Raw genomic sequence first — 16,267 nt, forward strand, 5'->3', positions numbered from 1 at the left:
TTTTTAATGTTTAGGACGCTATTGGTTTCAAAACCTAAATTTTGAAACCTTCTTAAATTTGATTTATTCTTATTGGTTAAACGTCACTTCTAAAGGTGAATTAATTTTTTGTGAAAATTCACTTAAATAATTCTCCCATAATTCCTGAGTTGGATATTGTTGAGATTCCTTCCAAGCAAAACCAGCGTAATACACGACTTTATTGTCATTAACTTTAAGTTGCGCATACAGATTACTACGATCTGTCATATTGGTGACATAATACTCTGAATCTGTCATCACGCCCTGAGTGGTAACTATAGCTGTTCCTATTTCTGAATCGAAATAATTTGGTTCCCAATACGAAATCCAACCCGCTTTTACGTTTTCAGTAATAATACCATCGTTCTTATGCAACGTTAACCCAATCGATAATTCGTCGGTACCTGTTACATGAATTTCAAACCTTGATAAATTATTTCCATAGTCCAAGGAAATATGTTTTTCTTCTGAAATCATATTACCAATAGCATCCCAATCGGCATAGTTTAAAACAAAACTTGTTCGAATTGGCCCCGTTGTAATGGTTTTCCAATCAGTGAAATTCTTAGAAATGTAATATGATGTATCTACTTTAACTGCTGACCCACCAACTCCACGACTTGAACCGACGTGAAAATTATCTAAACCTTCTCCATGATCGATATGATAATACCCCGGATCTTTGTCGTTTTTAGCGTACCAATTATTAATAATTGGATACTCAACTTTTTTCAACCACGCATCAATTCCACTAGATAACGTACCTCCAGGTACACCGTCCTCAATCATTTTTTGAGCTACGGGACCATAGGTTCTAAATCCGACTTTATTATTTTCCCAAGTATAATCGTCTGTACGTTCTGGCACAAAACGAGAATAGCAATAGGCTGTAGTATCTGGATCAGTTAATTCCTTAGAAATAACCAATTCAAATTCTTTTTCTGAATTAGCATTTAGTTCTGGTTGAAATAATAGCACATCTGCTGTACCATCCTGATCTTCGTCTACAAACTGAGACACTAAAACATGACTTGTTGCCTTATTTAGTATCACTAAATCTTCGAAAGCTTCATCTGCATTTAATTGCAAATCTGATTTTGAAATTTCTACCGTTTCAAAACTTCTAGGTAATTCTAAAGTGTTTTTTATGGTAATAACTCGTGCATCTTTTTCCTGCTTATCGCAACTTGTTAGAAGCGTTATTGCTGCAAAGCAAGTATAAATGAGTGTGTTTTTCATTTTAATTTTATTAATAACATTCTTTAATATTGAACGTTTGAGTTAAATTATTTTGATGAAACTAAATTTAAATTCTCATCTAAAGGTGTCATATTAGGCATTAATAGTTGCACTAAACCTAAAATAATTAGGTAACAAGAACCAGCTATTAAAAAGGCCCAGAAATACCCCGTATTTCCAGCTTGATCTAATACAGAACCTAAAGCAAAATCGGCGACAATCCCTGCAACAGCACCAATCATTCCTCCTATCCCAACAACAGAAGCGGTTGCTTTTCTAGGAAAAACGTCGGAAACTAAAGTAAAGATATTGGCTGACCACGCTTGATGACCTGCAGCTGCTAAACCAATAAGAAAAATAGCAATCCATTTATTATCTGTTACGGCTACAAAACTTACAGGAAGTATAATTAAAGCACAGATTAATAAAGTTACTTTTCGTGCTTTATTAATAGTCCATCCTTTTCTTATAAACACACCTGATAAATAACCTCCTAAAATACTACCACCATCTGCAAAGATGTAAATAACAAAGAATGGTAATGCAATATCATGAATATTTACACCAAAAGTATCTGCTAAAAATTTCGCACCCCAGAATAGGTAAAACCACCATACGGCATCGGTAACTTTAGCTAAAGAAAATGCCCACGTTTGACGTTTTCCTAAAACGCTTTTCCAAGGTAATTTTTCTTCATTTTCAACTTCTGAATCCGATTGAATGTAAGCTAATTCAGCTTTAGAAACTTTTGGATTATTTTCAGGCTTCGTATACGTACGGAACCAGAAAAACACCCAAATAGCACTTAATGCTCCTGTAATCAGGAAAGGTATTTGCCAGTTTGTTCCATCTTCATGTACAATCCAACCCACAACAAATGGTGCTGCAATGGCACCTACACTTGTTGCTGCGTTAAAAAGACCTGTTGCAAAAGCCCTATCTTTTTTAGGAAACCATTCTGCCGTGGTCTTAATAGCCGCTGGAAAATTTCCAGATTCACCAAAACCTAAACCAAAACGAGCTGCTGCAAATCCCATTACACTAAATCCTGGACGAACTAAAGCGTGTAACATTCCAAAAATACTCCAAATAGCAATGGATAAGGTATACCCCTTTTTCGTTCCTAATTTATCAACTAAACCTCCCATTGTAAGCATACCTAAAGCATAGGCTACTTTAAACGAAATCATTATAAATGCATAGTCCTTATTGGTCCATCCAAACATTTTCTCAAGCGTTGGAGCCAAAACTCCAATAATACTTCTATCAAAATAGTTTATGGTAGTAGCAAACATTAAGAGTGCTAAAATTCTATATCTATAGTTTCCTATTTTTACTTCTTCTTTCATTATTTAATCATTTACATTTTTTTCAAAAGTTTTCAGATAAAAACACTCACCATAGACACGTCCTACCAAAAATCATTATAGTTAATATTTTTCTAACTAACTTTAACCTGAATCAGCACGTGTAAATTATCTTAAAACTTGTTATTCGTTAGATGGTTTTCCGATAGTTGCTAAAATACCACCATCAACATACACCACATGTCCGTTTACAAAATCACTAGCTTTTGATGCTAAAAAGACAGCTGTCCCTTGTAAATCTTCTGGATTTCCCCAACGAGCGGCAGGCGTTCTACTAATGATGAAATCGTTAAATGGATGACCATCTACACGAATTGGCGCCGTTTGTGATGTTGCAAAATATCCTGGTCCAATCCCATTGGTTTGAATATTAAATTTAGCCCATTCTGTAGCCATATTTTTTGTTAACATTTTAAGTCCTCCTTTTGCTGCTGCATAAGCACTAACAGAATCACGACCTAATTCACTCATCATAGAACAAATATTGATGATTTTTCCACCACCACGTGCAATCATTCCTTTTGCTACACTTTTAGATACAATGAAAGGTGATATTAAATCGACATTAATTACGGCTGTAAAATCTTCAACCTCCATATCAATCATTGGTATTCTTTTTATAATACCTGCATTATTGATTAAAATATCGATAGGACCTACTTCTGCTTCTATTTTTGCAATTCCATCAATTACCTGAGCTTCATTAGTCACATTAAACACATAACCATGTGCATCAATACCATCTTCTTTATATTCTTTTAAAGCATTATCTATAGCGGCTTGAGATAAATCGTTTACAACAATTGTCGCTCCTGCATTAGCTAAACCTTTGGCCATAGCCATTCCTAAACCATGAACAGCTCCTGTAATTAGGGCTGTTTTCCCTGTTAAATCAAATAAATTTACTGACATCTTATTACTTTTATAATTATCTTAATTCAGTTATTTTTGCAACATCCATATCGTTGTAGTCTAAATTTTCTCCTGCCATTCCCCAAATAAATGTGTAATTTGAAGTTCCTGAACCTGAGTGAATAGACCATGGTGGAGAAATTACTGCTTGGTCATTTTGCATCCAAATATGACGAGTTTCTGTAGGTTCTCCCATAAAATGACAAACCGCTTGATCTTGAGGAATGTCTAAATAATAGTATACTTCCATTCTACGATCGTGAACGTGAGCTGGCATGGTGTTCCATACACTTCCCGTTTTTAATTCTGTCATTCCCATTTGTAACTGACAAGTGGTAACAATGCCACCAATAATCATTTGGTTTACCGTACGGTGATTTGCAGTTTCAAAAGACCCTAATTCTATTTTATTCGCTTCAGCTTTACTTACTTTTTTTGTTGGATAATTAGTATGTGCAGGTGCAGAGTTTAAATAAAATTTAGCTGGATTACTTGCGTCTTCACTAGCAAAAGCAACATCTTTAACTCCCATACCAACATATAATGCGTCTTTTAAACCCATTTCATATTTAGTACCATCTACAGTTACAGAACCTTTTCCTCCAACATTAATAATTCCTAATTCTCTACGCGCTAAGAAAAATTCAGCTTTTAAAGGATCGATTGTTTCTAATGTCAAAGCGCTTGACGTAGGTACTGCAGAACCTGCGATATAACGATCGTAATGCGTGTAGGTTAAATTAATTTTTCCATCCTGCATTAAATCATCAATTAGGAATTCGTCTCTTAATTCTGTCGTGTCGTATTTTTTCACCGTTTGCGGACTTGATGCAAAGCGGGTTTTGTAAGTTGTACTCATATCTTTTTTATTTAATTATTATATTCTTCTTTTTAATTATTTTGACAGTAAATTAGTGTAGTTGATACACTTTAAAATTATCTAATGTCATATGATTTTTAACCGTTCTTAATCCAAAATACCCAGAAGTATATGGTGAACTATCTTCAAAATCTACCAGTAACACATCATTTCTGTAATATTGAATTGTTCCATTATACGCTACCAATTTTATGTGATAAAGTGTATTCGGTTCTAACATAAATTCCACATCGCTTAAATCGTGTTCTGGTAATAATGGACGCTCTCCATTACCAACATAACGTCTAAATCGTGTGGTTTTATTGTCGTTTCCACCATAACCCATATAGTATAATTGTAAAGCATCATAATTTAAAAATTTCCCACCACGTGCATCCGAGTCTGCAAAAAGATTGGTTGGGTTTTTAGGATCTGTAGCCATCCAAAAACAATTTAAATCAGATACACGATCGTTTGGTCCACCATCCTGAATTAAGAACACATCGTATTCAATCATAATAGGACCTTCAAATTTTTTATCCAACCAAACTGTACATCCAGAGACATCGTTTACTTCCATCTTATTGTCTTTCGTAACAACCGTTCCTCCTGGCACTTGTTCAACGATCCAATTGTCTAAACCTGAATCGAAATTCTCTTCAAAAATCAAACTTGCTTCTACGGTTTCTCCACCAATTGTAACAGATTTATCTGCATTTCCACAAGAGCTAAATAACACCAAAATTAGTGACATCATAACGACTGTATATATTCCTTTATCTTTTAATATTTTTCCCATAATACAATTAGTTTACTTGTTTAATTAAGACTACGCTCCAAGGTGTTAACTCTTGTTTAATCTTTAACACTCCGTTTTCATCGTGTTTGCATACACTTTCATCATTTTAATTTGTTCACGTGTTGGTGGTTCTGGTTTTCCCATGTCTTCCCAAAAATTATGAATATTTTCATGATCTTTATCCTTGATTTCAATTTCGAAAGTTGCTCCTGCTTCTAAACCTGTCAATGAAAAATCTAATTTTTTATTTGTTCCTTCTTCACGCTTATTGCTTCCAGATGGCACCGCATTTTAATACTCTTTAGGATAATTATACGCCAAGGCAACAACACGTCCATCTGTTGAGTTTTTACTTACAAATAAATAATCATCACTATAGATTTTCTGATTACCTAACTGATTTAACATATGGTAAGATGGTTTCACTAAACCTTGATAATTAATCATTCCGAAACCACCATGAAAGATACTTGAAGCACCTCCTTTTTCCTCAAAAACAACTGTAAACGTCCAAAAGGCTAATGAATTTGTTTTCACAATATAGGCTGCGGCTGGTAACCGATCGTGCATGGCATCTCTACTACTCGGACTCGTATTCCATTCTGTCAAATGAATTTCTACATCTGGAAACGGACTCTTTCTATAGTTTCGTTAAGCCATTCTAAATCTAATTTTGTAGACCCTACAAATCGAGTAAGCCCTTTTCCTGTTTCTGGATTAAAAAGCATAATCTGTTGGATATGGCTGACAGCTCACAAAATCTACTGGTAAATTTTCTTTTTCACAATACTCAAGGAAATCTTCAATCCAACCCCCTTTCCATTGTAACGCATTAATATCTTCGACTTCAAATACAGCTTCAGACACTTTATCGTTAGTTACTTCTCCAGCAAAACGTGCATCAGGCACAAAATTACTTGTAGATGGCCCTCCTATTTTTAAACGTTCGTCAACCGATTTTACTGCAATTGCAGATTGCTTATATAATTCGAAATACTGAGATTTTGTACCATCCCAAAACAATCTGTATAAGTTAGGCTCGTTCCATACTTCAAAATACCAAGTTAATGCCGTATCTATCTACACAGTGTTGGGTAAAGGCTTTAACTAAATCATGCCATTCTCCAAATTTATCAGGGTCAGGAGTGATATTCGCTTTCCACCAGAATACAGTTTCACAATTTTATGCAGCCATACTTGTTGGCAAAAATGCAATTCAACAAAAGGTTTCACATTTAAGTCTAGCATTCTATCAAACAAATCGTCTATATATTGCCAGTTATAAACTATTTTACCTTTTTCCTCTACAACAGGAAACATATCGTCGTGAAATAAGCCATTGAAACGCACATATTCGAAACCACAATTATCTTGCACTTCTTGTAATTGCTCTAACCAACCCGCTCTTAAACCATCGTTCGCTCTACTTGCTCCGACCATTTTACTCCAATAATGTTCGAAATTTTCGCCGGTTTCGGTCGTGTTCACTTTTATGGATTACTGCGCATGCAATACAAAAGCACTACACATAATTACTCCAATTGTTAAAATTCTTAGTATCCTCATTTTTAATTAAATATTTAGTCGTATTGGGTTTTAATCTTTTAGTTTTCTATTACTTATTTAGGACAATCGTAATTTCTAAATGTTTTTTCTCATTTTTTTTCTATATGCGGATGGCGAATCATTAAATACTCTCTTAAAGCACCTTCTAAAATACTTTAAGTCATTAAAACCTATATCATATACAATGTCTGCAATATTCAGATCTGTTTGTAACAATAAATGACTTGCTCGTTTAAGCCTTATCGTTCTGATAAATTCGGAAACAGTTTGTCCTGTTAAAACTTTTATTTTTTTATAGACCACCGTTTGACTCATTCCTAATTTATCATTAAAAACATTAACATTAAATTCTGAGTTGGATAGATTTTCCTCAATAATATCCATGGCTCTCTTCAAGAAAACTTCATCGGCAGAAACTACTGTAATTTCTTTAGGCTCTAATAAAATATCCTTTTTAAATTTATAAATTAAACTCTTTCTCGATTTCAAAATATTAAGCACTTGCAACTTTAGTGTTTCCCCATCAAAAGGTTTGGTTAAATAAACATCTGCTCCTGTTTCATAACCCTCTTTTTGCACTTTTGAAGAGGTCCTTGCTGTTAATAAAATAACAGGAATATGACTTGTTCTAATATCCGATTTTATTTGATGGCACATTTCCATACCATCCATTTCTGGCATCATCACATCACTTACAATAACATCAATTGGGTTGTATTGCGCTAAATGTATGCCTTCCAGCCCATTTTTTGCTTCAAAGACGTTAAAATCATTTCTAAATATTTCTTTAATAAACTGTCTTACTTCAATATTATCTTCAACTAAAAGAATGGAAGGCCATGCGTCATTAAACTCAATTTCATCAATGTCAGTTTCTTCTCTAATCCAACCAGAAGCTACATTTGAACCTTCATAATAATCTAACAAATCATTCTCAATTACATCTTCATAAATAATCTCTTTTTCTTCTAAATGCGTATTTCCCAATGGCAATAATACCGTAAAGCAAGATCCTTCGCCTAGATTACTTTCTACATAAATTTTTCCTTTATGAAGTTCTACAATATCCTTTGCTAATGCTAAGCCCACTCCTGTTCCAGACCTTAGCTCATGTTGCTGTCCTAATTGAAAATACCTGTTGAAAACAAATTCTAAATCATCCTTTGGGATGCCCTTACCACTATCTTTAATCTCGATTTTTACGTAGGTACTCGAAGTATCCTTATTTGTCAAAGTATTGTTTGATATCTTCAAAGAAATTTCACCGTTTTTTGGAGTAAATTTAAAGGCATTAGACAATATATTTAATATGACCTTTTTCATTTCTATTTTATCAAACCAAACCTCAATAATGGCATCTGAAGACCCTAATTCGTATTTTATATTTCTATCTTTTGCCAATTCTTCAAAGGATAATTGAATATTTTTTAAGAAGTCCACCAAATCATTCTTAGAGGCATGAAGGTGCAATTTGCCTGCTTCACTTTTTCTAAAATCCAATAATTGGTTGATAAGTTGTAATAGTATACTGGCATTTCTATACATCCCAGAAAGTTGATTATGAATAGAACTGCTCCCAGTTTTCTCATTCAGCATCTTTTTTAGTGGACCAATAATTAAAGTAAGGGGTGTTCTAAAATCATGGGATATATTAGTAAATAGTTGAAGCTTTAGCCTATTTACTTCTTCCATTTGTTCTTTGTCTAACCTTTCTTGTCTTAATGCATTACGATTTCGAATTCTAATAACTTCATTATGCCTAATAAACAAAAAAACACTTAATAATAATATTAAATAGATAACATAAGCCCACCAAGTCCCCCATAAAGGTGGCGCTATTTTTATACTAAGTTCAGAGTCGTTTTCATTCCAAACACCATCACTGTTTGATGCTTTAACTTTAAAAGTGTAGTTTCCTGGATTTAGATTTGTGTAAACGGCTGTTTTATGATTTCCTATAAAATTCCAATCATTATCAAAACCCTCTAACTTATAGGCATATTGAGTTTTATTGGGCTGCGAATAGTTTAATGCTACAAAATTGAAACTAAAATCATTTTGATTGTATCTTAATGATATCGTTTTTGTAGAATCACTTACAGTAGTATATGGTTTGTTTCTAACTTTAAACGCTGTTATTGCGATTGGCGGTAGAAACTTATCTGTTTTTATTTGATTGGGGTTAAAAATTGTAAAGCCATTAATACCTCCAAAAATAAGGTTATCTTTTTTAGTCTTTATAAAAGCTCCATAGTTGAACTCATTTCCTTGAAGTTCATCCGTTTTATCAAAATTCTTAATTCGTTTGGTCTCTAAGTTCAACCTACTCAATCCTTTGTTGGTACTTAGCCAAATATTGTTTTGATTATCTGGTAAGACCCCGTAGACTACTTCGTTTGGCAACCCTTTTCCTAAACCATATCTAACACTTTTTTTAGTTTCTGTATTGTAATTAAATATTCCATCTCCTTCGGTGCCAATCCACAAACTTGTAGCAGATTCTTCATAGACAACAGTAACTAAATTTGAATTTAAAGCTTCTGTTCCTTTATCTCTAAAATTTATTTTACTTATCTGTTTTGTTGCTACATTAATTTTAGAAAGACCATTTTCGCTACCAACAAATAGCCTATTATCAAATTTTGATTTTGAAATAGTGTAAACAAAATTTCCAATAAAACTTTCCAAATCCTTTATTCTTACAAATGTATTACTTGATCTGTTATATAAATTTAAACCTTCTTCGTTGGTTCCAATCCAAATATTATAATCATCATCTTCTGCTAATGCTGTGATTTTATTGACGCTAAAACTAATATTGCCCTTAAAGTTATTTTTAAAAACTTTAAAAATCATTTTATCTCCTTTAATAGTCAAAAGGTTAAGACCTCCGTCATGAGTACCTATCCAAAAATTACCAAAATGATCTTTTAAAATAGCCTTTACATTATTGGCGCTTAAACTATTACTGTTATTTGGGTCATGAGTGTAATAAGTAAACATTCCACTACTTTTATTATAAAAGTTAACACCTCCTCCCTCAGTACCTATCCATAAATTTTCATTTTCGTCTTCAACAATAGAGCTAACTACTTTATAATTAAGGTTTTTATTATTTGAACCAACCGAAAAGCTTGAAAAATTATTTGAGCTTCTATCAAAATAATTAATACCTCCAGCCCAAGTACCTATCCACAAATCACCTCTAGAATCTTCTAAAATTTTATAAATTGAATTCTGGCTAAGGCTATTGGAGTCAATATTATCATGCTCATATTTGCTTGTAATGCCGTTTTCAATATCAATTCTATATAGCCCATCATAGGCGCCAATCCATAATTGACCATCTCTATCTTCACAAATACTTCGAACCGCAGTAGTAATTATATTTTTTGATGCCGATTTTAACTTATAATCTTCAAAAGTATTTGTTTCTAAATTTAATTTTGCTAGTCCATTTTCATATCCCAACCAAATATTTTGGTTTGTATCTTCAAACAAGGCCAAACTGCTATTCTTTGTAATATTTGGTGTCACATTTTCAGGATAATCATAATGCTTGAAACTATTTCCTTTAGCATCATAAACATCTATTTTTTCAGAAGTACAAACCCATAAATCTCCTTTTTGGGTTATGAGTATTTTTCTGATTTGATTTGAACTTATACTATGTGGATTATTTTTATTATGTGAAAAATTCAGGATATTCCCCGTTTTGGTATTAAACCTATCTAATCCCATATTGGTTGCAATCCACAAATAAATTGAATCTTGCTTTTTTAAATCCCAAATTTCATTGGTATAGTAACTCTTGTTTAAATTATTCTTTTTAATACGGGTAAAATTATCAGTTACGGAATTGTACTTATTAAGTCCGTTTTTAGTTCCAACCCAAATATCCCCAGAGGTATCTTTAGCTAAAGCTTTAATCCAATTATGGCTTAAACTAAGGGAATCCTCAGAATTATAATTATAGTTTTTAAAAGTATTGCCATCATATTTATTCAACCCATAGCGCGTTCCAAACCACATGAATCCTTGATTATCTTGGAGAATACTAATTACTGAGCGTTGAGACACCCCATTATGCGTTGAAAATTGTTTGAATTTTATATTATTGTAATAATCGGTTTTTTTCTGAGCAATGCAAAACATTGACCAAGTGCATACAAATAAGAATAAAAATACTTTTTTTACATTCATTTTTTAAAAAAAATTATTAACCCCACCTACCTAATCAGAATAAGCAGTATTCAGTAATAAAAAAATTTTCTGAAACCAATTAGCCTTGAGACTGCCTCGAAGGCTACCGAGACACAAAGGTGTTTTGTGTTTACATATCCAACCAAATTGAGCACAGGTCTTAACCTTTCGATAAAAATTCGAAATACGATATTTATATTCTCATTATCTGTTTAACCTAGCTTAATGAACATTCTGTAACGGCCATGTCTATGGCAAGCCTAGTGAAATTTATTTCGATTAAAAATAGTCATTTTATTTATTTTAAACATCCTAAAATTGTTTAACATTATGTGTTTTTATTAAAATAAAATGGTCCTATTTTAAAAGATATTATCATCAAAAGGTTGGTTATTAAAATAGGGGTAATATAAAATATTAGCCCTATTTATTTTAATCTTAAATCTTACAAATTATGTTACACCATTAGGGTTTAACAAGTAAGATTTCTTCATTTTTATATTAAAACTACTCAACCATTATTTTTTCAACATGCCTCTTTTTGTCATTTTCAATTTTTATAAAATACATACCAGAACCATTGAATACATTTTTATTCAATGTAAGATATTTATCGGTTGTACTTGATGAATAAACACTTCTTCCGATCAAATCAAAAATTTCGACTTTATTTGTTCCTGTTGATAAAAAATCAATTGTAACTTGACTACTAACAGGGTTTGGATAAATTTTTGGTTTGTAACCAAATTTATAATCATTTACAGACAGCACACTATACGCCGTCCAAGTAATATTATCAATTTCAAGAGGGTAATTCCTATTGGTCTCATCGGCAGGCGTTGCGTTTCTAATTGCAATCACAACATCTCCAGCAATATCAATATCATTAACAGCGAACTCATAAACCTCTTTATTTCCAACTGTTTTAACAAGAGTCCCTACTACGTTTCCATTTACAAGAAGCTCTATCGTCCGGGCACCGTCTAAAGCAAATGTTTTATGAGAACATTTAACCGATAACGATGATATGCCTCCGGGGATACTATTTGAAATAACACCTGTTATATCTCTATTGAAATAAATATCATTGGTCCCATCAATAGTACCATTACCAAGACCAACACCTTCTACGTTCCACACAAAACCATAATCACCAATGTAGGTTTCAGTTCCTGCACCACTTATAGACATGTTCGTAAACGTTTCTGTATAAATGCCACCTGTTGGCGGTACACTTTCACCTGTAACCGTCACGGCACATGTAGCAATTTTATAACCATCTATAGTTGTAACAGTTATAATAGTACTTCCACTTGAAATCGCTGTAATTATTCCATCTGAATCTACATTAGCAATGGTGGATTGATCTGATGACCATGTAACCAATTTGTTAGTTGCGTTTTCCGGTAAAACAGTTTCACTCAAGGTTACGGTTTCTCCTGCATTTAATGACACAGATGATAAAGATATCGAAACTTCTGTAACAGAAATATCTGTAGAACTCCCTCCTTCCAAATTAACAGCATACAAAGTAGAACCAACAGGCACCCCTTTATCGTATACAGGAAAATTATCGATTCTTTCTTGCATTGTTAAGCCTTTTATTTGTGGACCATAGTAAACGTCATCATTATTTGACCAAGGTGTACTACTTCCAAAAGAATGATTAAATTGTTTGCAATCATTTCTATAAACAAAATTAGGGTGAGATGAAACGTCGTGCATACTAGCCCAAGGCCCCATAATGGCAAAATAAATTGGTTTCCCATTTTCTGTTTCAGGATAAGGTCCCGTTTCTCCAGCTTCTATTGGAGGCATGTCTGATGGTAACGTTATTCTATTAAACTCAATTAAATTGTTTCCATTGTCTCCACTATGAAAGCTCACTTCTTGTCTAAAATCGTTATCGTACAACACATTGTACTCCACATTACCGCCTTGAAGAGATATATGACGAAGGTGTGTAATTTGACAACCAGTTATTAAATTATCTCTTCCTTGAATAAAAAAGTAACCTTCAGCACCCCCTGCTTTCCTTTTACAGCCATCTACAATTAAGTTTCTAAATGTATTGTGGTGTGCTGGAGTACGTAAAGGATCATTTGCACTATTAAAAATGCTCACATTATCCAGCCAACAGTCTGTTGTGCCAGATTTAAGTCTTACAGAAACATTCGAATTAGTAAATTCGCGATTCTCATCTAAAGAATAATTCCAATCATATTTAGGTTCACTCCAGCTCCCTCTAATTGTTAAATTATATAGCCCACAATTTTTAACATTATTAAATGAAACAGCATCACCGTCTGTCATTGTGATGCTAAAAGTTACGCCATCTCTACTTTCTCCAATAAGAGACACATTGGACATCATTTGAACTGAAGCATCTATAATATATGTACCATTTGCTATTGTAAGCAAACCCATTTCCCCCTCGACTAAAGAACCTGAAAGCGCGTTGATAGCTAAATTAATTTCAGCACTTCTTCCAGAACTAACGGTACTTGTTTTATCAAAACTAGTAATAAAAGGGATTCCTCCTCTTACACCTGCATTGGCCCATCGACTCATTTGAGGATAATCAGCATCTAATTTGCTTAAATCTACCGTTACTCCTGGATCACCAACATTTAATTGGGCATGCACTGAAAACCCCATAAATAACATTGTAACTAGCATTAATACTATAGTATCCTTTTTTATTACTCTTGGGCAATTAAGTAGTGCCTCCTGACTTAGTGTAAAAATTGCTCTCATAAATTATTATTGTTTTAAATTAAAAATAGATTCTTTTAGTATACTTTCTATTCTCAAAATTCATTTTGAATAAATGAAACCGATTAGTTATTTTGTTTTTAATATTCATCAAAAACAGAATAACTCTTCAATAAAAAGTATTATTTTAATTCTTCATCAATAGATTAAGTAACATTAGTTGGTGATGGTAGAATCTTAAAAAGAGAGAAAATCAACCTAATTATTTATATGCCATTTTCATCTGATTCAATACAAATATCTTATGAAATTTAAAAAAAAAGGGGTAAAAATAATTTTATTATAGGGGGTATCGTAACTTTTGCTTTCTATAAACATATCTTTTACATGTTCTATTACTAATGTTAAGATTACACTTTACATTTTGTATTAATCAATAACAAAAAGCATGGGATACCTAACCTGAGTTTCTATTTTCACACTAGAAATGAGGGCATTGAAGCTTTTGTTAAATGCAATTACTTCGACAAGGAACGATTAGGTAAAACGAAAAAACCATATGCAACAGATAAACTCTTTTATAGCACTAAAACAAACACTTATTATTTCCGTATGGGTCAACCCATCAAAAGCATAGGTAATTTTATAAGAAAAACAGCAACTGGATACTAGCATGGAATATCCCGTTAGTAAACTAAAAACTGCTTAGGTTGCCAGCTCAGAATCCTGTGCAATAGAACAAAAACAACCGCGTTGTAAATTGAAATCACAAACTAGCAAAACTCAAGGAGAAAGCTAAACAAAACAAAATATGAATTTTAAAAGATTTATGTTAAGGTTTAAATAAAGGTAGAAACAGACATAGGACTCATTGCAATGGCGCACAATCTAAAAAAAAACAAAAAAAGTTTGTTGATATAGAATTGCTTTGTTTATTAAATCTGAAATAATTCTTTAATTTAAAAGGTCTTTTACCGAAACGTAAAAAGAAGTAAAAATAAAGGTCGCCTAGTTACTTTCTAGACGACCTCCCTTAAATTATATACCAAACAAACTACTAAATTTACTTTATTGGATTTTAAACCCTTCTGGGTTTTGCACTAATTCACTAAGTAATATTGAGTTGATTGGAATTGGAACTATATATTGTGCTTTTGTTGGCTGCCTTATTAACTCAACTGGCTCAGAGGGGTCTCTTAAGGCTGCTATTTCTTCAACCTTTTCAGTACGCACTAAATCAAACCATCGTTTGTATTCTCCCGCTAATTCCCAGCCTTTTTCAGCTATAATCTCGTCTACAGTTGCCGTAGTCACATCTACATCTGTATTGGGTGTTAAATAAGGTAATCCTGCTGCACGTCTTATAACCTGATTCAAAGCTTCAACAGAACTGGCGTTTTCACCAACTCGAGCTTGGGCTTCAGCATAAATCAATAATACCTCAGCATATCTATATAATTCTATAGATCTAAATGACACAGGTCTATTAGAAAATGTTAAATCTTCAGCCGCAACAAACTTCTGATACATAGGATGTTGTCTATCAGACTCTTGCCAAGGAGTTGTTGGTGGATCTTTTGGTGTAATCACACCACCTGGAACTTTCCTATTAGGTATATCTAGTAAAAATGTGGCTTCTTTTCTCGGACCTTCGGGAAAATCATAAAAAAACTGCAACTCCGGAAAACAATCTGAAAACCCTCTAGCTTGGTGAAAGCTAAACGCTGAAGGGTAATTATTTACCACACTTTGATCATCCGCAACCCTTACTGAGAAAATGGATTCTGTACTGTTTTCACCAGACAATAGCCATAGCTCATCAATTGGAAGCAACGTATGATATTGAGTATCTATTATTTCCTTAGCTTTACTAGCTGCCAATGGAATTTTAGAGGCATCTTTTACTGGCCAACCTCCCCATGTTAAATACAAATCAGCCAATACTGCTTTAGCAAAAGACGATGTAACTCTTCCAGCACTCTCCGAACCCGGGGCTGGTAATAATTCTTCTGCAATTAGCAAATCTGCTTCAATATGTTGATAATTTTCTAAAACTGTGGCCCTTTGCTCTTTACCTGTTGGTTTATCTTCTCCTAGAATTACGGGAACGTTACCCTGCGTCCTAACTAAGTTAAGATAAGAAAATGCTCTAAAAAGTCGAGCCTCTCCATTAGCTACTCCTATGCTATTTTCTGGTGCTGTTGACGTTTTTAAGCCTTCAACTAAGGTGTTACTATAATAAATTATTTTCCAATAACTATCCCAAGCATTAGCTAACCAAGCATTATCTGCGTTCTCGCCACTCCCATAATCAAATCTATCAAAAGTTCTTAATGGTGCTTTATTTCCTGCAGACCATGTAGTAATATCATCACCGCCATAAGTAGCAGCCCTTAGGAAATGTGGTACTTTAAACAATTCTAACGTTTCCCTATATAAGGGTGCTAAACTAGCGGTTATATCACCCTCGGTTGCCAATTTGTCTAAAGTTAATAAACTACTGGTATCTTCTTCTAAATCTGAACATGAATGGCAAATAAACACCATTAAAGTTATTAAGAATATTTTATTTAAATATTTCATAGT

General features: G+C 33.2%; 11 protein-coding genes and 1 pseudogene. All 12 read right to left on the reverse strand.

The window, feature by feature from the left end; translation table 11 throughout:
• Positions 1-69: 69 nt before the first annotated feature.
• On the reverse strand, positions 70-1,260 hold the full coding sequence (locus R6X41_RS10210; RefSeq protein ID WP_318499934.1) for a BT3233 family polysaccharide utilization protein: 1,191 nt from the start codon (positions 1,258-1,260) through the stop codon (positions 70-72).
• A 47-nt stretch (positions 1,261-1,307) separates the two neighbouring features.
• Positions 1,308-2,609, reverse strand: a complete 1,302-nt coding sequence (locus R6X41_RS10215; RefSeq protein ID WP_318499935.1) for an MFS transporter — start codon at positions 2,607-2,609, stop codon at positions 1,308-1,310.
• A 141-nt stretch (positions 2,610-2,750) separates the two neighbouring features.
• A complete protein-coding gene (locus R6X41_RS10220; RefSeq protein WP_318499936.1) occupies positions 2,751-3,539 on the reverse strand; it encodes a gluconate 5-dehydrogenase in 789 nt (262 codons plus the stop codon).
• A 16-nt stretch (positions 3,540-3,555) separates the two neighbouring features.
• Positions 3,556-4,398, reverse strand: coding sequence for a 5-dehydro-4-deoxy-D-glucuronate isomerase (gene kduI / locus R6X41_RS10225; RefSeq protein WP_318499938.1), 843 nt, complete (start codon positions 4,396-4,398; stop codon positions 3,556-3,558).
• 52 nt (positions 4,399-4,450) lie between these two features.
• Positions 4,451-5,197, reverse strand: a complete 747-nt coding sequence (locus tag R6X41_RS10230) for a DUF6250 domain-containing protein (protein WP_318499939.1) — start codon at positions 5,195-5,197, stop codon at positions 4,451-4,453.
• A 63-nt stretch (positions 5,198-5,260) separates the two neighbouring features.
• Positions 5,261-5,482 (reverse strand): hypothetical protein, encoded by a 222-nt coding sequence (locus R6X41_RS10235; RefSeq protein WP_318499942.1) that lies wholly within the window; start codon positions 5,480-5,482, stop codon positions 5,261-5,263.
• A gap of 6 nt (positions 5,483-5,488) precedes the next feature.
• Positions 5,489-5,806: a GH39 family glycosyl hydrolase gene (locus tag R6X41_RS10240; protein WP_318499944.1), complete on the reverse strand. Its 318-nt coding sequence runs from the start codon at positions 5,804-5,806 to the stop codon at positions 5,489-5,491.
• Between the two features lie 108 nt (positions 5,807-5,914).
• Positions 5,915-6,347 (reverse strand): annotated as a pseudogene (locus tag R6X41_RS19775) (GH39 family glycosyl hydrolase).
• Positions 6,305-6,685: a GH39 family glycosyl hydrolase gene (locus tag R6X41_RS19780; protein WP_412176262.1), complete on the reverse strand. Its 381-nt coding sequence runs from the start codon at positions 6,683-6,685 to the stop codon at positions 6,305-6,307. Before R6X41_RS19780 ends, R6X41_RS19775 begins: the two are co-directional and overlap by 43 nt.
• A 153-nt stretch (positions 6,686-6,838) precedes the next feature.
• Positions 6,839-10,966 carry a hybrid sensor histidine kinase/response regulator transcription factor gene (locus tag R6X41_RS10250; RefSeq protein WP_318499946.1) on the reverse strand — a complete coding sequence of 1,376 codons (4,128 nt, stop codon included), beginning with the start codon at positions 10,964-10,966 and terminating at the stop codon, positions 6,839-6,841.
• 507 nt (positions 10,967-11,473) lie between these two features.
• The gene (locus R6X41_RS10255) at positions 11,474-13,723 is read right to left on the reverse strand and encodes a T9SS type A sorting domain-containing protein (protein ID WP_318499947.1); all 2,250 of its coding nucleotides are present in this window, start codon (positions 13,721-13,723) and stop codon (positions 11,474-11,476) included.
• Positions 13,724-14,749: 1,026 nt separating this feature from the next.
• Positions 14,750-16,264: a RagB/SusD family nutrient uptake outer membrane protein gene (locus tag R6X41_RS10260; RefSeq protein ID WP_318499949.1), complete on the reverse strand. Its 1,515-nt coding sequence runs from the start codon at positions 16,262-16,264 to the stop codon at positions 14,750-14,752.
• Positions 16,265-16,267: the final 3 nt, after the last annotated feature.

The sequence above is a fragment of the Formosa sejongensis genome, assembly GCF_033447105.1.
In the GTDB taxonomy this organism is placed as follows: Bacteria; Bacteroidota; Bacteroidia; order Flavobacteriales; family Flavobacteriaceae; genus Formosa.